We start from the raw sequence: 19,917 nt of genomic DNA on the forward strand, positions 1-19,917 counted from the left end.
CTGGCACTCTCGACGCATGGGGTTCAACCACAACGATCACTACCATCCGCTGCTGCTCGACCAGCTGCCTCCCGGACCGGGGATGGCGCTGGACGTCGGCTGCGGCGGTGGCCGGTTCGCCCGGCGGCTCGCCGCGACCGGGATGCACGTCGAGGCGATCGACCGGTCCGGCCCGATGATCGACCTCGCCCGCGCGGCGGGCTCGCCGGGCCCCGGCACGATCTCCTACCGGCAGGCCGACGTCGTCACCGAGAAGCTGCCGGAGGGGGCGTACGACTTCATCTCCTGCCTCGCCTCGCTCCACCATGTCCCGTTCGACACGGTCACGAAGCTGCGGGACGCGCTCGTCCCCGGCGGGGTGCTGGCCGTGCTCGGCCTCGGCAGGCCGAGCACGGTCGCCGACTACGCCCGCGCCGTCGTCGCCTCGCCGATCAACGCGCTGGCCAGGGTGATCGTGTACGCGGGCGAGCGGCTGAACGGCGGGATCGATCCGCTGCCGGCCGCGCCGATCGTGGAGACGTTCCCGCCGATGCACCGGATCCGGCGCGACGCGGCCCGGCTGCTGCCGGGGAGCGAGCTCCGGAACCTGCTCTTCTACCGCTACCTCCTCGTGTACCGCAAGCGAGAAGACGATCACCCGATGTGACACCCCAAGCGGGTGAAGCCGGGGCCCGACCACCCGATCGGCGGCGCCGGACCGGCCGGATCCGGTTCATTTTTGAGAGGCCATCCAGTACGGAGATCGGGGTCCTCATGCGCTTCAGACGCGTCCTGTTCGCGGCCGTTTCGACCGTCGCCCTGCTGATCGCCTCCACCACGGCGGCCACCGCCGCCGAGCGGTCCTACCGGAATTACGTCGCGCTGGGTGATTCCTACACCTCCGGACCGCTCATCCCGCTCCCCCGGCTCGATCCGCTCTTCTGCGGTAAATCGACGCAGAACTATCCCTCCCTGCTCGCCGCGGCGCTGCGGGTCCGGTCCTTCACCGACATCAGCTGCGGCGGCGCCGACACCACCAACATGACGCAGCCGCAGAGCGTGCTCCTCGGCCGCAACCCGGCCCAGTTCAGCGCCTTGCGCGCGAACACCGACCTGGTCACCGTCGGCATCGGCGGCAACGACTACGACGTCTTCGGCACGCTGGTCGGCACCTGCCCGTCACTGCGGGCGAGCGACCCCACCGGCAACCCTTGCCAGGACAAGTTCACCGTCGACGGCGTCGACACCGTCAAGGCCAAGATCGCCGCCACCGGCAAGAACGTCGAGAAGGTGCTGGCCGGGATCCACGCCCGCTCGCCGCGCGCCGACGTGCTCGTCATCGGCTACCCGCGGATCGCCCCCGAATCCGGCTTCTGCCCGGACGTCCTGCCCTTCGCCGAGGGCGACTACGCCTGGCTCAACGACGTCGAGAAGGCGTTGAACTCCGTGATCGAGAAGGCCGTCGCCGCCGACGGCGAAGCGTCCTTTGTGGACACTTTCGGTCCGTCCGCCGGCCATGACGCCTGCGCGACCGGCGGTGCGGCGTGGATCAACGGGCAGCACACGAAACTGCTCGCCGCGGCGGCGTATCACCCGTACCGGACCGGGATGGTGGGCGTGGCCGGGGTGATCCTCCGTCACCTCCGCTGACCTCCCCACCGGCGCATCGCCGGTTTTTCCACGACCGTGTACAGCAGCCACGCCGCCGCCAGGCACACCACGAAGAACATCGCGATGATGCCGGTGGCGGCGGGGCCGCTCCACGTCCGTCCGGCGCCCAGCAGCTGTTTGCCGAACTGCAGTATCAGGAAATGGACCATGTAGAGCGCGAAGGAGATCTCGCCGAGCCAGCGCATCACCGGACCGCGGAACGGGCTGGCCGTGCCGCGCAGATCCGCCGTCGCGCCCGCCCCGATGACCAGCGCGATCGGCGCCACCACCGGGGCGACGATCCCGTACACCCTCGGCAGCAGCAGGATCTGGACGACGAGCCCGGCCAGCAGCGCGAGCGACGCGGGCAGCATCCCCACCGGCACCCAGCGGCCCGCGCGCACGAGCCGCGCGATCAGGACGCCGAGGAAGAATTCGAGCAGCCGAGTCGGCGGGAAGAGGTAGCAGAACCACCACTGCCATGCGGACGCCGGCAAGCCCGGCACCTCCGGATACGACGGGAACACCGTCCGCGCGAAGAACGGCACCGCGATCACCGCGAGCACCACCGCGCCCGCCCACCACCACAGCCGCTCCTCCGGGATCCGTTTCGCCAGCCGGAACAGCCACGGGAACAGCAGGTAGAAGAACAACTCCGCGCACAGCGACCAGCTCGGCTGGTTGATCGCGGTCAGCACGACCTGATCCGGCACCCAGGTGTTCACCAGGAACAGGTTGGGCACCACCTGCGGCACCGACAGTGTCATCCCGAACAGCAGCGCCAGCCCGATCCCGGCGAGCGCGGTCACGAAGTGGTTGGGGTAGATCTTGACCACGCGGCGCCGCCAGAACCGCAGGACGCCGTCGTCGCGGGCCGACCACGCCAGCACGAACCCGCTGAGCATGAAGAAGAAGCCGACGCCGCTGAACGCGCCGCCGATGCCGATCCGGGTGAGCACGGTGTTGACCTCGGGATCGGCGAAGAAGTACATGAAGAACGAATGGTGCAGGACCACCACCGCCGCGGCGACGAACCGCATTCCGGTCAGCGAGGGCAGGCGGGACGCGGTGTGCGCTCGGAGGTCGAAGTCCAGACTCTGGTTCATTTGCCCAGCAGCTCCCGTCGTTCTTCGGTGCCGAGGATGTCGATGTGGCCGATCCGCACCCCGGGGTCGGCGACCACGGCTTGGAGCACTCTGACCAGCCGTCGCGCCCACTGTTCGACGCTGGTGCGGTCGAACAGGTCCGCGCTGTACTCGACGGAGCCGGTCCGCTCGGTGAACTCGAAGGCCAGGTCGAACCGGGCGAACGCGCTTTCGACCGGGTACGGCTCGGCACGCAGGTCCTCGAGCCGCGGCTGGACCGGCGCGGTGTTGTCCAGCAGCAGGAGGATCTGGAAGAGCGGATGCCGCGACGGCGACCGCAGGGGGTTCAGGACGCCGACGAGGTGGTCGAAGGGAGTGTCCTGATTCCCGTACGCGGCGAGGTCGCCCGCGCGCACCCGCGCCAGCAGCTCGGTGAACCGGGGGTTCCCGCTGGTGTCGCCGCGCAGGACCAGGGTGTTGGCGAAGAAGCCGACGACGTCCTCGAGCGCGCGATCGCCGCGTCCGGCGACCACGGTCCCGATCGGCAGATCCGTTCCGGCGCCCATCCTGGTCAGCAGGGCGCTGAGCGCGGCGTGCAGGACCATGAACGGCGTCGCGTCGTGGGCGGCGGCGAGTTCCCGGATACCCCGGTGGGTTCCGGCGTCGACCGTGAACTCGACGAGGCCGCCGCGTCCGGTCGGGACCGCGGGCCGGGGACGGTCCAGCGGGATCTCCAGTTCGGCGGGGAGGTCTTCGAGGGTTTCGGCCCAGAACTCCGTCTGCCGGGCCAGTGTGCTGCCCGGATCCGTTTCGTCGCCGAGGAAGTCCCGCTGCCACAACGTGTGGTCGGCGTACTGGACCGGCAGTGGTGCCCAGTCCGGCGGATCGCCGTCCAGCCGGGCCGAGTACGCGACGCCGAGGTCGTGGACCAGCGGTGCCATCGACCAGCCGTCGGTCGCGATGTGATGGGTCAGCAGGAGCAGCACCCGTTCCTCGTCGCCGGTGACGAAGAGCGTCACCCGCAGCGGCGGCTCGGCGACGAGGTCGAACTCGTGCCGGACGGCGGACCGGATCCGGTCCGCGAGCTCGTCCGGTCCACAGTGGACTCTTTCCACGACGGGTGCTTCGGGCGGAAGCACCGACTGGTACGGAACGCCGTCGTCATCGGGAAAGGTGGTCCGGAGGCTTTCGTGCCTGGCCACGACGTCGTACAGGGCGGCGGTCAACGCGACCTCGTCCAGCTTGCCGGAGATCCTCAGCGCGTAAGGCAGGTTGTAGACAGCGCTGGTGCCCTCCAGGCAGCTGGAGAACCAGAGCCGGTGCTGTGTCGGCGAAAGCGGGATCCGGGCGGGCCGCGGCCGGGCGGTCAGCGGCGGACGGCCTCCGCCCGCCAGGACGCCGAGTTCGGCGACCGTCCCGCCGTCGAGCAGAGCGGTGACGTCCAGCTCGACACCCAGTTCCGCGCGCGCCCGGTTGACCAGCTTCGCCGCGCTCAGCGAATGCCCGCCCAGCGCGAGGAATTCGTCGTCGATGCCGACCTCGGGCACGTCCAGGACCTCCGAGAACAACGCGCACAACCGTTTCTCGCGTTCGTCCCGTGGCTCCCGGCCGTTCGTCCGGAACTCCGGGGACGGCAGCGCTCGGCGGTCCAGTTTGCCGCTGGGGGTCGTGGGCAGTGCGTCGAGCACCAGGACGATGCCCGGTACGAGGTGCGCGGGCAGCGACTCGGCGGCGTGCCGCCGGACGTCTTCCGGAGCCACGGAAGTGCCCGGAACCGCGACGACGTAGCCGACCAGGAGGTCCTCGCCCTGTTTCGCGACAGCGGCCCGCGCGACCGAGGGATGCGTGCCGAGTGCCGCCTCGACCTCCGCCGGTTCGATGCGGAAACCGTGCAGAGCGATCTGGTCGTCGGCCCGGCCGACGAAGGCGAGTGTGCCGTCGGCGCGGCGCCGGACGAGGTCGCCGGTCCGGTACATCCGGGCGCCGGGTGGCCCGCCGGGCTCGGCGACGAACCGGGCCGCGGTCAGATCCGGCCTGCCGCGATACCCACGGGCCAGCCCGGCACCGGCGATGTACAACTCGCCCTCGGTGGACGGCCGCAGCCGGGCGTCGAGGACGTGGACGCGGGTGTCGTCGATCGGCACGCCGATCGGGACGTCGTCCCCGCCGGTGTACTCGGCCCACAGGCTGTCGCCGCTGACTTCGGAGCAGCCGTAAAGGTTGATCAGCCGGGCGCCGGGCAGGGCCTTCTTCGTGGCGTGAGCCAGTTCCCCGTCGAGACGTTCCCCGCTGCTGATCCAGAACCCGCAGCCGGACAAGGTTTCCGGCTCGGCGAGCAGGGTGCGCAGCAGGCTCGGCACGACGGTCAGCCGGTCGATCCGGTGCGCGGCCACCTGGGCGGGGAGATCGCCGTCTGTCGGGAAGACCAGGGTGCCGCCGGTGGTCAGGGTCCCGAAAACCTCGGTGGTGCCGTCGATGAAACCGGGGGAAGTCTTGGCCAATACCCGGCGCCCTCGCTGATCCGGAAACCGCGAGGCGAACCACTCGAGACGGTTCACCAGGCCCTCGTGCAACCCCGTCACGCCCTTCGGCGCCCCCGTGGAACCCGACGTGTAGATGACGTACGCGGGATGCGAGGGCGACAGCGTGCGACGTCGCGGATTCTCCTCCGGAAGACCGGCGAGCTCCCGTTCTCCGTCGAGCACCAGATCCGGTTTCGCGTCCGCGAGCAGGTACTCGATCCGCTCCCGGGGATACGCGGGGTCGACCGGCAGGTAGGCGCCCCCGGCCTTGAGCACCGCCAGCATCGCGACGACGGCTTCGGGTGAGCGCGGCAGGACGAGGGCCACCACGCTCTCCGGGCCGACGCCGTCGTCGATCAGCAGGTGCGCCAGGCGGTTGGCCCTGGCGTTCAGCGCGGCATAGGTCAGTTCGCCGTCACCGGACACGATCGCGATCTCCCCCGGCGCCTCCGCCACCCGCCGTTCGAACAGCGACGGCAGCGTCCGGTCAGTCCGAGACATAGGCGTCCGCTTCGATCTCGACCAGCAGATCGGGGCGGACCAGCGCGGTCACCTCGACGATCGTGCTGGCGGGGCGGATTTCGGCGAAGAACTCCGTGTGCACGGCCCCGACCTGTTCCCAGGTGCCGATGTCGGTGACGAACACCCGGGTGCGGACGACGTCCGTCAGTGACGCGCCGACCTCGGTCAGCGCGCCTTCGATCCGCCGCAAGGCCTCCCTGGTCTGCTCCGCCACATCCGCTCCGCCGACCGGCCCGTCCGGTCCGGCGGCGGTGTTGCCCGCCACCGCGATCAGCGGCCCGACCCGCGCCGCGCGGGAGTAACCGAACACCTTCTCGAACGCGCTGCCCGAGGAAACGAGCTGATGGGTCATGGGTCCTCGATCCTTTCTTCAGTTACCGGCGGTCAGCCTGCGAATGTCCTCATCGGACAGTGCGGCGACCTCGGCGACGACGGCTTCTTCGACGGCGTCCGCGAGTTCGGCGATGGTGCGGTTCTCGAACAGCGCGCGGATCGGGAGCCCGACCTCGAACACCCCGCGGATCCGCGAGACGACCTGGGTCACCAGGAGCGAATGCCCGCCCAGTTCGAAGAAGTCGTCCTCGACGCCGATCCCTTCGATGCCGAGGACCTCGCCCCAGATCTCGGCGAGCACCTCCTCTTGCGCGTTGCGCGGCGCGACGAACTCCCCGGACAGCTCCGGCCGCGACACCGCCGGAGCGGGCAGCGCCTCGCGGTCGACCTTGCCGTTGTGGTTGAGCGGCAAGGACTCCAGCACCGTCACCGACGCGGGGACCAGGTAGTCCGGCAGTTTCGACCGGAGGAACTCACGCACCGCGCGCACCGACGGCGTCTCCCCGGTCGAGGGCACCACGTACCCCGCGAGGACCGGCACGCCACCGGCGCCTTCGACGACCGACACGACCGCGGCGCCGACACCGGGGCACGCGGTGAGCGCGGCCTCGACCTCACCCAGTTCCACCCGGTGCCCGCGGATCTTGACCTGGTCGTCGACCCGGCCGACGAACTCCAGTACGCCGTCGGGCAGCCAGCGGCCCCGGTCGCCGGTCCGGTACATCCGCGCGCCGGGGACCTCGGAGAACGGGTTCGCCACGAACCATTCCGCGGTCAGCCCCGGCTGCCCGGCGTATCCGCGGGCCAGCGCCGGGCTCTGCACGTAGATCTCGCCCGGAACGCCGGCCGGTACCGGGTTCAGGAACCGGTCGAGGACGAACACCGCGACGTTGGCGACCGGGCGGCCGATCGGCGGCGACTCCGGCCAGCCGTCGCAGTCACCGGTGAAGACCATCGACGTGACCTTGTACTCCTCCGAGGAACCGTATTGGTTCTCCACCACCGTTCCCGGGCCCAGCGCGCGCACGAACGCCTTGACCTCGCGGGAGAACCGGAGTGCTTCCCCGGCGAGGATCAGCTCGTCGACGCGCAGCTCGTGGCCCGAGTACGCCAGCGCCAGTTCGCCCAGTTGCGCCGGGGGCAGGAAAAGCCGTTGGACGCCGTTGACGGCGAGGGCCCGCAGGATGGCTTCGGGGTCCTGTCGCTCCTGTTCGGTCAGCACCACCAGGGTGCCGCCGGACAGCAGCGTGACGAAGAATTCCTGCAGGGAGACGTCGAAGCCGATCGGCGCCAGCTGCCCGCAGATCCGCGGCCGCGGGTCCTGGGACAGCTGCCACGCGACCAGATGCTCGACGGTACGCGCGGTGAGCGCGATGCCCTTGGGTTTCCCGGTCGATCCCGACGTATAGACCATGTACGCCAGCGAATCCCGCAGCGGCACCCGCTCCACACGGACGGCAGGGCGCCGGGCGAGGCCTTCCCGGACGTCGTCGAGACACAGGACGGTCCCGTCGAACCCGGCTAGCCGATGCAACGCCGCCTTGTCCGCGACAACGACCTCGGCGCGGGAATCGGCGAGTTTGCGGTTCAGCCGTTCGTCGGGCTGGGCGAGGTCCAGCGGCAGGTACACCGCGCCCGCCTTCAGCACGCCCAGCATGATCTCGAAGACCTCGGTCCCGACACCCGTGCAGACACCGATGACGACCTCTGGACCCGCGCCCGCTTCCCGGAGCAGCGAGGCCCACCGGTCGCCCATCGCGTCCAAAGCGCCGAAGCTGACCGGGATTCCGCCGCACACCAGCGCGTGCGCGTCCGGCGTCTTCGCCACCTGGTCCTCGAACGAACCGATCAGATCCCGGTCAAGAGGCAGCTCGAAGCCCCGTGACCGGTTCCATTCGACCAGCAGCGTGTGCTCTTCCCGCGGACCGAGCACCGGCAGCCGCGAGAGCCGCCGGTCCGGTCCGGCGGCCACGCCGTCGAGTACGCGCAGGAAATGGTCGAGCAGCCTCGCCGCGGTCTCCTCGGTGAACAGATCCGTGCTGTAGCCGAGGAAGCCGCGCAACGCGTCCGGGTATTCGTCGGCCAGCACTTCCAGGTCGAAGCGGGTGTTCCCGATCCCGGTGCGGACCTGATCGACCGCCAGCCCGCGCGGCTGGTCGAACTCCATCGAACTGTCGACCACGAAACAGGTCTGGAAGATCGGGTTGCGGCTCAGGTCCCGCGCCGGTGCCAGGTCCTCGACGAGGCGGTCGAAGGGCAGGTCTTCGTTCGTGTACGCCCGCAAGGCGGTGTCGCGGACGTTGCGCAGCAGTTCGGTGAAGGCCGGGTCCCCGGTCCACTGCACCCGCAGCGGGATCGTGTTGGCGAGGAAGCCGACGAGGTCTTCGATCTCCGGCCGGTTCCGGCAGGCGACCGGGGTGCCGGTGACGAGGTCGGTGCTTCCGATGTTGCGTGACAGCACGACGTTGAACGCCGCCAGCAGCACCATGAACATCGTCGCGCCTTCCGCGCGGCCGATCGCGCGGAGCCGCTGCGTCAGCCCGGCGCCGATCCCGAAGGACAGCCGCCTGCCCCGGCCGCTCGGTACCGCGGGCCGCGGATGGTCGGCGGCCAGTTCGGCCGTGAGGTCGGCGCCCGCCAGTTCCGTACGCCAGAACTCCAGCTGACGGGCCGCCTGCGGACCGTCCAACCAGGACCGTTGCCAGGCCGCGTAATCGGCGTACTGCACGGGCAACGGCCGCAGCGGTGACGGTCGTCCGTCGGTGAACGCCTGGTAGATCGCCGAAAGCTCCCGCCAGATGACGCGCATCGACCACCCGTCGACGACGACGTGATGGAAGTTGAGCATCAGGAAATGGCGGGTGCGGCTCAGTGTGAACAGCTGGGCACGCAGCAGTGGGCCTTCGGTGAGGTCGAATCCGCGGCCGGCGTCCTCTTCGGCGAACCGGATCGCGGCCCGTTCGGCCTCGTCCGGGGTGAGTGAAGACAGGTCGCGCACCGGCAATCCGAACGGACCGGGCGGCGCGATCACCTGGGTCGGCAGGCCGCCGTCGTCGGCGAACGTCGCTCGCAGCGCGTCGTGCCGCTTCCACACTTCGTCGAGTGCCCTGGCGAACGCGAGAACGTCCAGTTCGCCGTCGAGCCGCCACAGGTTTTCCACCGCGTAGCGGGGTGATCCGGGGTTGAGCTGGTCGATGAACCACAGCCGTCGCTGCGCGAAGGACAGTTCGAGGTCGCCGTCGGCGCGGGGCCGGATCGGCGGCAGCTCGGCCCGGGTGGCGCCGTCGATCAGCTTCAGCAGCCCGGCGATGGTGCGGTGTTCGAACAGCGCGCGCACGGGCGGCGCGACGCCGAAGACGGCGCGGATCCGGGAGACGACCTGGGTGACCAGCAGCGAATGCCCGCCCAGTTCGAAGAAGTCGTCCTCCACACCGACGCCGTCGACGCCGAGGACCGAGCACCAGATCTCGGCGAGCAGTTCTTCCCGGACCGTCCGCGGCGCCACGAAGTCACCGGACAGCTCCGGCCGCGACAGCTCGGGAGCGGGCAAAGCCTTCTTGTCGACTTTCCCGTTCCGGTTCAGCGGCAGGGAATCCAGCACCGTCAGCGAAGCGGGGACCAGGTAGTCCGGCAGCTTCGCCCGGACGGCCTCGCGGACTTCGCGCACCGACACCGTCGCCGCGGCGGCCGCCACGACGTAGCCGGCCAGCACCTTGACCCCGCCCGCGCCTTCGACGACCTTCACCGCCGCGCTCCCGACACCGGGGCAGCCGGCCAGCGCGGCCTCGACCTCGGCCGGTTCCACCCGGAAGCCACGCACCTTGACCTGGTCGTCGACCCGGCCGAGGAACTCCAGTACGCCGCCGGGCAGCCGACGGCCCCGGTCCCCGGTCCGGTACATCCGGGCACCGGCGACGTCGGAGAAGGGGTTGGCGACGAACCGTTCGGCGGTCAGCCCGGCCTGACCGACGTAACCTCGTGCGAGACCGGGACTGTCCACATAGATCTCTCCGCGCACACCGGCCGGTACCGGGTTGAGGAATTCGTCCAGGACGTACACCGTCACGCCGGTGATGGGCGTGCCGATCGGTGGCAGCTCCGGCCAGCCGGCGCTTTCGCCGTCCAGCAGGAACGCCGAGACCTCGTGGGTCTCCGATGGCCCGTACTGGTTTTCCAGCACCACTTCCGGGAGCGCGTCGAGGAAGTCGCGGACCTCGCCGGAAAGCCGCACCACGTCACCGGAGACCAGGATCTCGCGCAACCGCGTCCGTACCGGCCGCCGCACCCAGGCGTTCGCGAGCTGCGCGAGCAGCGCCGGCCCCAGGTACAGCCGCTCCACCGAGTGTCCGGCGATCAGCCGCAGCAGCGCGTCCGGATCCTGTCGCAGCGCTTCGGGCGCGACCACGAGGGTTCCGCCGCCGAGCCAGGTGACGAACATTTCCAGCAGGGAGACGTCGAACCCGATCGACGAGACCTGCAGGCCGGTGCGGCGCCCGCCGCCGCGCGCCAGCTGAAATCCGGCGACGGCGCGGATGGTGCGTTCGGTGAGCGCGATGCCCTTGGGCCTGCCCGTCGACCCGGACGTGTAGACCAGGTACGCCAGCGAACCCGGGAGCACGGCCCGGTCCACGCGGACACCGTCGCGGCCTGAGACGTCTTCGTCGGCCAAGCACACGGTCTTCCCGGTGAAACCCAGCCGGGAGATCGCGGACGACTCGGCGACCACGAGCGACGCGCCGCCGTCGGCCAGCATGTAGCCGAGCCGTTCGTCGGGCTGCGCCGGGTCGAGCGGCAGATAGACACCGCCCGCCTTCAGCACGCCGAGCGCCACCACGAAGACGTCGATCCCGGCAGGCGCGCAGACGCCGACGACGACCTCGGGGCCCACGCCTTCGTCACGCAGGAGACCTGCCCACCGATTCGCCGCGGTGTCCAGTTCGGCGAACGACAGCCGCGTCTCGCCGCAGACCAGCGCGGGCGCGTCCGGCGTGGCCGCCGCGCCTTCTTCGAACCACCCCACCAGGTCTTGTTCGGCCTCAGGGAAGGACTTGCTCACCGGTTCTCCGATCGGTTCGGTCGCGGACGCGGGGCAGCGGGGGTCAGGCAGGCGGGACGGCCATCGCGCGGACCAGGCTGAGCGGCCGCAGATCCGTCCAGTGCTCGTTGACGTAGGTGAGACAGTCCTCCCGCGACGCCTCCCCGTGGACGACGGACCAGCCCGCGGGGACATCCGCGAAGGACGGCCACAGCGAGTGCTGGCCTTCGTCGTTGACCAGCACGAGGTACGAGCTCTCGGGGTCGTCGAAGGGATTGGTCATCACTTTCCTCCTCGGTTCTGGTCCACTGTGGACTCCTTCAGCGCCCGGTCGAGGACCCGGCCGATCTCGGCGAGCGGTTCGGGACGCATCAGGTGCAGGTGCTCGCAGTCGAGCGGATGGTTCTCGATCCGCCCGGTGACGAACGGTCGCCAGTCATGGGCGCTCCAGCCGAATTTGCGCTGGTCACGGGTCGCGGCGAAGAAGCGGACGTCGCCGTCGAACACGCCGGGCTCGAAGTCGCGGGCGATCTTGGAACTGCCGATCATCACCTCGTGGATCGCCTGTTCTTCGGCTTCGTCGAAGTCGAAGCCGACCCCGGACTGGTCGCGCAGGATGCCCGCGATGTCGGTGGTCGCCATGACCTGCTCCAGTTCGACGTCCCCGGTCACCTCCGGCGGGTAGCAGTCGAGCATCGCCAGCAGGGACACCTCCTGACCGTCCCGGCGCAGCCGCACCGCGAGTTCGTGGGCCAGCAGCCCGCCGAACGACCAGCCGACGAGGCGGTACGGCCCCTCGGCCCGCACGGACCGGATGTGCCGGAGGTAGAGCGTCGCCAGTTCCGCGATCGACTGCGAGGCCTCACCGCCTCCGCCCAGCCGTGGGTGTTGCAGCGCGTGGATCGGGACGTCCTGGTCGATGTACCGGAGCAGCCCCGCGTAGCGCCAGCTGAGGCCCGCCGCCGGGTGGAAGCAGAACAACGGCGGCTCCGAACCCGCGGACCGCAGCGGAAGCAGCACATCGAGCCCGCTGCGGGCGTTCGCCGTCCCTAGGGTTTCCGCGAGCCGGGCGACCGTCGGTGTCGCGAACAGCTCACGGACCGGCAGGTCGGCACCGAGCGTTTCCTTGACCCGGGCGCACAACCGGGTCGCCAGCAGCGAATGCCCGCCGAGCGCGAAGAAGTTGTCGTCGATACCTGCCGACGGCAGCCCGAGCACCTCGGCGAAGAGTCCACAAAGGACCTCCTCCGGCGTCGTACGCGGCGCGCGGCCGGACGGCACCGCACCGGAGTCCGGGGACGGCAACGCCTTGACGTCGAGTTTTCCGTTGGCCGTCAAGGGCATCGCGGGAACGAACACCCAGGCGGACGGGACCAGATGGGACGGCAGCCGAGCGGCCGCGTAGGCGTGCAGCTCGCCACGATCCGGCTCTTCACCGGCAGGCACGACGTAGGCGACCAGACGCCGATCCTTTCCGTCGTCGCGCGGGACCACGGAAACCTGGGCGATTCCTGGATGTCCGGCGAGCGCGGCTTCGACCTCGCCGGGTTCGACGCGGAAGCCACGGATCTTGACCTGGTCGTCCGACCGGCCGAGGTACTCCAGACCGCCGTCCGCGCCACGCCGCAGTACGTCTCCCGTGCGGTACATCCGCTCGCCGGGCGCGCCGAACGGGCAGGCCACGAACCGTTCCGCGGTCAGGCCGGGGCGGGCGGCGTAGCCGCGGGCGAGGCGGGGCCCCGCCACGTAGGCCTCCCCCGCGACGCCGACGGGCACCGGTTTCAGGGCCGCGTCCAGCAGGTACACGGCGCCGCCGTCGATCGGCTCCCCGATCGCGCGCGGGCGGGCCGCCAGCGTGTCGCCGGTGAGCCCGAGCCGGGTCACGTGCACGGTCGTCTCCGTGATCCCGTACATGTTGACCAGTTCCGGCCCGTCGTCGTGCCAGGACAGCCAGTCCGCCACCGAGCGCGCGTCCAGCGCTTCGCCGCCGAAGACGATCCGGCGCAGGGCGGGCAGCCGGCCGGCGGGATGGCCGCCCGCCGCCGTGGCGAGCTGGGCGAACGCCGACGGCGTCTGGTTCAGCACCGTCACCCGGTGCTCGGCGAGCAGGTCGACCAGTTCGCCGGGCGACCGCGAGATCTCGTGGGAAACCACGACTACGCGGGCCCCGTGCAGCAGCGGCGCCCAGAGTTCCCAGACCGAGAAGTCGAACGCGACCGAATGGAACCAGGTCCATACGTCGTCCGGGTGGAAGTCGAATCCCGGACCGGTGCCTTCGAGCAGGCTTAGAACGTTGCCGTGCGGGACCAGGACACCCTTCGGCCGCCCGGTGGAACCCGAGGTGTGGAGGACATACGCGGTCGACGCGGGGTGGATGCCCGCTTCGGCCAGCGGCGCACGGGTCCCGAGTTCCACCAGCGTCTCCGGTGCGTCCACCGCCAGCCAAGGGACGTCGCCGATGACTTCGGCGCTTTCCGTGCCGAGGACGAGAACCGGCCGGACGTCGTCGAGCAGCAGCGCGATCCGCTCCGCGGGGTGACCCGGGTCGATGGGGGCGTAAGCGGCGCCGGTCTTGAGCACCGCGAGCAACGCGACGACGAGGTCGGCCGAACGCGGCATCGCGACCGCGACGAACCGTTCGGCACGGGCGCCGCGAGCGGCCAGCACCGCGGCCAGCCTGCCCGCCCGGTCGTCGAGTTCGCGGTAGGTCAGCGTGCGTGCGCCGTCCACCAGTGCGATCGCGTCCGGGGTGCGCCTCGCCTGCGCCGCGAACGCCGCCGGGATCGACCCGGCGGGTGTGGCGGTGGACGCCGGAGCCAGCAGCAGTTCGCGTTCGCGCGGCTCAAGCAAGTCCACTTCGGACAGTCGCTGACCCGGATCACCCGCGACCGACGCGAGCAGCCGCGTCAGCCGGGAGACCAGGCGTTCGGCCGTCTCGGTGTCGAACAGTTCGAGGCTGAACTCCAGCCCACCGCCCAGACCGGCACCGGGCCGCCGCGAGATCAGGAAGGTGAGGTCGAACCGGGAGGTGCCGGTCTCGACCGGTTCCTCGGTGATCTCCAGCCCCGGCACCGCGAATCCGGCCGACGGATCCTCCTCTTCGAAGGTCAGCGCGACCTGGAACAGCGGATGCCGCGCCATCGAGCGAGCGGGGTTGAGGATCTCCACCAGCCGTTCGAACGGCACGTCCTGCCGGTTGAACGCGGCGAGGTCGGTGGCGCGCACCCGGTCGACCAGGTCACGGAAGGCCGGGTCGCCGCCGGTACCGGTGCGGAGCACGAGCGTGTTGACGAACAGCCCGACCAGCTCGTCCAGTGCTTCGTCGTGGCGGCCCGCCACCGGCACACCGATCGGGATGTCCGTGCCCGCGCCGAGCCTGCTCAGCAACGCCGCCAGCCCGGCCTGGACGACCATGAACAGGCTCGCTCCCCGCGCGCGGGCCAGCTCCTCCAGCTGTCGTGTCGCCTCGGCGCCGAGGGTGAACGGGACGGTGCCGCCGCGGTGTTTCGACACCGCCGGACGCGGCCGGTCGGCACCCAGGTCCAGCTCGTCCGGGAGATCCGCGAGCCGCTCCCGCCAGTAGGCGAGCTGGCGCGCGATCACCGACTCCGGGTCCTGCTCGTCACCGAGGTTTTCCCGTTGCCAGAGCGTGTAATCCGCGTACTGCACGGGCAGTGGCGGCAAGCCGGGCGCTTCGCCTCGCGACCGCGCTTCGTAGGCCGCGAAGAGGTCACGGGTCAGCGGGCGCACCGACCAGCCGTCGGCCGCGATGTGGTGCACCACCACCAGAAGCACGGCCTCCCCGGGCTTCACCTGGAACAACGTGGCGCGGACCGGCGGCTCCGCCGAGAGATCGAAGCCCGTCGCGGCGGCGTCCGCGAGCGCGCCGGCCAGGCCGTCCTCCGGAACCGCCCGCACCACCAGCTTGGGCCGGACGCTCGGCAACACCACCTGAGCCGGTTCGCCACTGACCTCGCGGAACACCGTCCGGAGGCTTTCGTGCCGCGCGACGACGTCGGCGAACGCCGCTCGCAACGCGGGCAGGTCGAGGTCACCGCGCACCCGCAACGCCATCCCCATGTGATAGGTCGCCGAAGGGCCTTCGAGCTGCTGGATGAACCACAGGCGCCGCTGCCCGGACGACAGCGGCAGCACCTCCGGCCGAGGCCTGGGCTCCAGCCGCGTCCGGGTCTCACCGGCGTCGGCCAGCCTCGGCGCGAGCCGGGCGACGGTGGGCGCGTCGAACAACGCCCTGGCCGGGAGGGTGACGCCGAGGGTGGCCGAAATCCGGCTCAGCAACCGGGTGGCGAGCAGCGAATGCCCGCCGAGGTCGAAGAAGTCGTCGTCGATCCCGATCCCGGCCACACCGAGGACGTCGGCGAACACCGCGCACAGCGACTCCTCCACCGCGCTGCGGGGACGACGGCCGCCGGTGCGGCGCGCCTCCGGCGACGGGAGCGCGGCACGGTCGACCTTCCCGTTGGGGTTCAAGGGAAGCGCGTCGAGGACAACGAAGGCGGACGGCACCATGTAGCCGGGTAGCTCGGCAGTGAGTGCCTGCCGCAGCGCGGAGACGGACACCCCGGTCTGGCCGGCGCGCGCGGGTTCGTTCGTCCGCGCGGCGAGGTCCGGCGAGAGATCCGGACGCGGCCGGTACACGCCGTCCTGCGCTCCGAAGCCGGTGAAGACCACGTCAAGGCGGTCTTCCCGTTCTCCCGACCAGGTCACCGCGGCCTGGTAGCCGAACTTCGCGCCCACCTCGGCGAACCACTCGGGATCCGGACCTTCCGCCGTCGGCGGCGTCCGGATCGCCTCGGCGAGAGTGTCGGCGTTCTCCGCGCGATCGAGGGCGGCCGCCCAGGCGGCGTCCCTGGCCAGCCGCGCGTTGGGCACGCCGGTGATCCGGATCGGGCCCGGCTGTTCGGCCAGCAGCGCGGTGAGTCCTTCGGCGCCGTTCCACTCCCGCGTCGGCACACTGTCCACTTCGGACACCGCGACCGGTCGCTTGTGCAGTACGACGTCGTAGCGGTACCGCGACATCTCGTTACCGTGCGCCCCGCGACGCAGCCGGATGTCGACCCCCGCGATGTCCTCGACCGTGTCCCGGAAAGCGGTGAAGAAGGACGGCGAGATCACCAGTTCCTTCTCCTTGGCCACCGCCTGCGCGATCTCCTCGCGCAGCGCCGCGGGGTCGTCGCCGGGAGCGAGCGCGGCCAGCCTGGTCGCCGTGCGGAACAGTGTCAGCAGGTCGCGGTTCCGGACGTCGCCGACGAACACGGCCCCGCCCGGCGCGGTGGCCCGCAGCGCGTTCTCCAGCACCGTCCGCAGGTAGCCGACGCTGGGGAAGTACTGGACGACGGAGTTGAGCACGACGGTGTCGAAGAACCCCGGCGGCAGGCCCGTGCCGTCGTCGGCACCCTGGGTCCTGAGTTCGACCTTGCCGCCGAGCATGGGGTCGGCCGCCACGCGGGACCGCAGCCGGTCCAGCGCGGTCGCGGAAATGTCGGTGCCCCAGTAGGTTTCGCACCTCGGGGCGAGTCCCGTCAGGATGAGCCCGGTGCCGACGCCGAGTTCCAGCACCCGTTTCGGGGCCAGTTCGCCTATCCGCTCGACGGTGGTGCCGATCCACTCCCGCATCTCGGGTTCGGGAATCGCTTCACCGGTGTAACTGCTCTGCCACACCCCGAAATCCGCGTCGGCCACGTAGGCCGTGTCGAAGACCGAGGTCCATTCCTCGACCTGCCGGTCGTCGAGGCCGGCTTCGGCGTCCGAGTCCGACGACGGCGTCACGTAGGCCACGAGGCCGTGCCCGCCGGGCGCGTCGTCACGGGCGACGACGACCGCGCGGCCGACGTCGGGCCGCCGGGTCAGTGCCGCTTCGATCTCCCCGAGTTCGATCCGGAACCCGCGCAGTTTCACCTGGTGGTCCGTGCGGCCGAGGAACTCGATCTCGCCGTCGGCCCGCCACCGCACCAGATCCCCGGTCCGGTACATCCGCTCGCCGGGTGAGCCGAACGGGCAAGCGACGAACCGGTGCGCGGTCAACCCCGGCCGGTCCCGGTAGCCGCGCGCGACGCCGTCACCGGCGATGTACAACTCCCCCGCCGCGCCGATCGGCACCGGGACGAGGAACCGGTCGAGCACGTAGAGCCGGGTGTTCCGGACCGGGGTGCCGATGGCCGGGGTGCCGACCGGTTCGGTGATCGACGCCGCGGTCGAGTAGATCGCCGTCTCGGTGGGGCCGTAGAAATTGGTCACCCGCCACGCCAGCGCGCACATGGTCCCGGCCAGCTCGGCGGGCAGCGCCTCACCCGCCACGATCATGTCCAGACCTCGTACGGCTTCGCGGTCGGCCTCGATCAGCGCGTGCCACAACGACGGCGTCGCCTGCATCATCGTCGCGCCCGAGTCCCGCAGCAGCGCGCCGAGCGCGCGCGGGTCACGTGCGGCGTCCTGCGGGGCGACCACCAGTGTCGCCCCGCTGATCAGCGGCAGGTAGAGGTCGACGGCGGCCACGTCGAACGCGACCGTCGTGACGGCGAAGAACCGGTCACCAGGCCGCATCGGAAGCCGCGCGGAGACCAGCTCCAGAAGGTTGACCAGCCCAGCCCTGGTGACCATGACACCTTTGGGCGCCCCGGTGGAGCCCGACGTGTAGATCACATACGCGGGATGTCCTGGCAAGGCGGGCCCGGTGAGTTCGTCCGCGGTGAGCGGTGCGCCATCGCACGCCGACGCGGGCAGGTCGTCGAGAACCAGTCGCGGTACTCCCCCGGTCTCCAGGGCGGCTGACGCGTTCGTGACCAGGAGCAGCGCGGGACCGGCGTCGGCGAGCATCGTGGCCAGCCGGTCGGCGGGCTGGTCGATGTCGAGCGGGAGGTAGGCCGCGCCCGTCTTCAGCACCGCCAGCAGCGCGACGACCATTTCCGCCGATCGCGGCACGGCGAGCGCGACGACGGTCTCCGGACCGACGCCGCGTCCGGCGAGCACCCTGGCCAGCGCGTTGGCCCGCGCGTCCAGTTCGCCGTACCCGAGCACCTCGCCCTCGAAGCTCAGCGCCGGGCGGGCGGGTTCGCGGGCGGCGAGCGCGGCGAACCGGCCTAGCGGGTCCGCGCCGAGGTCGACGTCGCGGGCGGTGTCGTTCCAGTGCACCAGCACCTGGTCGAGTTCGGCCTCCGCCGGGACGGGCAAGGCGGACAGCCGGATCGCCGGTTCTTTCGCGACCGCGGCCAAGACGCGCCGGTAGTTCTCCGCCAGCCGTCGCGCGGTCGCTTCCTCGAAAAGATCGGTGCTGTACAGCAGGGATCCGGCGAGTTCGCCGTCGCGAAGTTCCAGCCGCAGTTCGAGGTCGAAACGAGTGCTGTGCGTTTCGGGCGCCAGCGGTTCGACGGCGAGACCGGGCAGGGCGGGTGGCTCGACCTCGCGGCCACCGTCGAACCAGACCTGGAAGACCGGGTTGCGGCCGGCTTGCCGTTCGGGCTCGACCTCTTCGACGATGCGCTCGAACGGCAGGCTCTCGTGCGCGTAGGCCGCCAAGGCCGTTTCCCGCACCAGGCCGAGTATCTCCTCGAAAGCCGGGTCGCCTTCCCAGCGAACCCGCAGCGGCACGGAGTTCACGAAGAAACCGATCAGCCGCTCCAGGTCACCGGTCACCCGGCCCGCCATCGGCGAGCCGACGACGATGTCGTCACCACCGGTGTAGCGCGCGAGCAAGGCGTCGAATCCCGCCAGCAGCACCATGAACAGTGACGCGCCCTGGTCGCGGCCGAGGTCCTTCAACCGGGTGGTGACCTCGGCCGGGACGGTGAATTCGGCCAGCCCGCCGTGTCCACTGAGGACTTCCGGCCGAGGCAGATCCGGGCGCAGGTCCACCGACGGCGGCGCACCGGCGAGGGTCTCACGCCAGTACCGGAGTTGTTCGGCCGCTTGTGGTCCTTCCAGCCATTCCCGCTGCCAGGCGGCGAAATCGGTGTACTGGATGGGCAACGGGAGCAGCGGTGACCGCTCGCCCCGGGAGAACGCGCCATAGAGCCGGGCCAGTTCGGTCCACAGGACGTCCATCGACCAGCCGTCGACGATCACGTGATGCAGGGTCAGCTGCAGGAAGTTCGTCGTGGTGTCCCAGCGCAACAGCCGCGCGCGGACGAGGGGGCCGGTGGCGAGGTCGAATCCGCGTGCCGCGTCTTCCGCGGCGATACGGCGGGCTTTGGCCTCGGCCTCTTCCTCATTCGCGGCTGATATATCCACAATGGACAGACCTAGCACACCTGTCCCGATATGCGGTTCGGGCTCACCGTCGACGTCTTCGAAGCGCACCCGCAGGATCTCGTGCCGTCGCCAAACTTCTTCGAGCGCGCGGGAAAGCGCGCCGACATCCAAGGAACCGGTGATCCGCCACAGGTTTTCGACGGTGTACATGGCCGAACCGGGCATCAGCTGTTCGAGGAACCACAAGCGGCGCTGGGCGAACGAGGCCACCAAAAGCGCACCGGGCCGGGCGGTGATCTCCCCGCCACCGGACGGTGTCTTCCCGCCCGGACGGCCGCGCAGCCGCAGGGCGATGATCTTCCGCTGCTCGGCGGACAACTCACGGCCGCGCGTTTCTCCGGCGGTCACCCTATCGGGATTTGCTGCCATGAACCAACACTAGGCAGCACGGCCGGGGAAATGGCCGTGCGGCGGCTTTTCGCTCCGGCATCGCTGTCTCGCCGGCGAGACAGCGATGCCGAGCGAAAAGTCTCATCGGGCGATCGGCGTTTTCCGATAACGCTTCATAGGAGACTTGATCTCA

8 protein-coding genes are annotated in these 19,917 nt (G+C 70.6%); 2 read left to right on the forward strand and 6 right to left on the reverse strand.

What is annotated here, in order from left to right; translation table 11 throughout:
* The first annotated feature begins 16 nt into the window (after positions 1-16).
* Positions 17-646, forward strand: a complete 630-nt coding sequence (locus tag ACZ5ZX_RS35680; protein WP_465506382.1) for a class I SAM-dependent methyltransferase — start codon at positions 17-19, stop codon at positions 644-646.
* A gap of 107 nt (positions 647-753) precedes the next feature.
* Positions 754-1,629 (forward strand): SGNH/GDSL hydrolase family protein, encoded by an 876-nt coding sequence (locus ACZ5ZX_RS35685; RefSeq protein WP_465506383.1) that lies wholly within the window; start codon positions 754-756, stop codon positions 1,627-1,629.
* On the opposite strand, the gene ACZ5ZX_RS35690 is transcribed toward ACZ5ZX_RS35685, so the two are convergent.
* From ACZ5ZX_RS35690 to ACZ5ZX_RS35715, 6 genes are read right to left on the reverse strand one after another with little or no spacing between them, the layout of a single operon-like run.
* Positions 1,617-2,735 carry an acyltransferase family protein gene (locus ACZ5ZX_RS35690; RefSeq protein ID WP_465506384.1) on the reverse strand — a complete coding sequence of 373 codons (1,119 nt, stop codon included), beginning with the start codon at positions 2,733-2,735 and terminating at the stop codon, positions 1,617-1,619. The genes ACZ5ZX_RS35685 and ACZ5ZX_RS35690 overlap by 13 nt on opposite strands.
* Positions 2,732-5,737: an amino acid adenylation domain-containing protein gene (locus tag ACZ5ZX_RS35695; protein ID WP_465506385.1), complete on the reverse strand. Its 3,006-nt coding sequence runs from the start codon at positions 5,735-5,737 to the stop codon at positions 2,732-2,734. The genes ACZ5ZX_RS35690 and ACZ5ZX_RS35695 overlap by 4 nt, the downstream gene beginning before the upstream one ends.
* On the reverse strand, positions 5,724-6,110 hold the full coding sequence (locus tag ACZ5ZX_RS35700) for a RidA family protein (RefSeq protein WP_465506386.1): 387 nt from the start codon (positions 6,108-6,110) through the stop codon (positions 5,724-5,726). The genes ACZ5ZX_RS35695 and ACZ5ZX_RS35700 overlap by 14 nt, the downstream gene beginning before the upstream one ends.
* A gap of 18 nt (positions 6,111-6,128) precedes the next feature.
* Positions 6,129-11,147, reverse strand: a complete 5,019-nt coding sequence (locus ACZ5ZX_RS35705; RefSeq protein ID WP_465506387.1) for an amino acid adenylation domain-containing protein — start codon at positions 11,145-11,147, stop codon at positions 6,129-6,131.
* Positions 11,148-11,190: 43 nt separating this feature from the next.
* On the reverse strand, positions 11,191-11,409 hold the full coding sequence (locus ACZ5ZX_RS35710; protein ID WP_465506388.1) for an MbtH family protein: 219 nt from the start codon (positions 11,407-11,409) through the stop codon (positions 11,191-11,193).
* Complete coding sequence (locus tag ACZ5ZX_RS35715) at positions 11,409-19,763, reverse strand: amino acid adenylation domain-containing protein (RefSeq protein WP_465506389.1); 8,355 nt, start codon at positions 19,761-19,763, stop codon at positions 11,409-11,411. The genes ACZ5ZX_RS35710 and ACZ5ZX_RS35715 overlap by 1 nt, the downstream gene beginning before the upstream one ends.
* Positions 19,764-19,917 lie beyond the last annotated feature (154 nt).

The sequence above is a fragment of the Amycolatopsis sp. NPDC033938 genome (assembly GCF_055575975.1).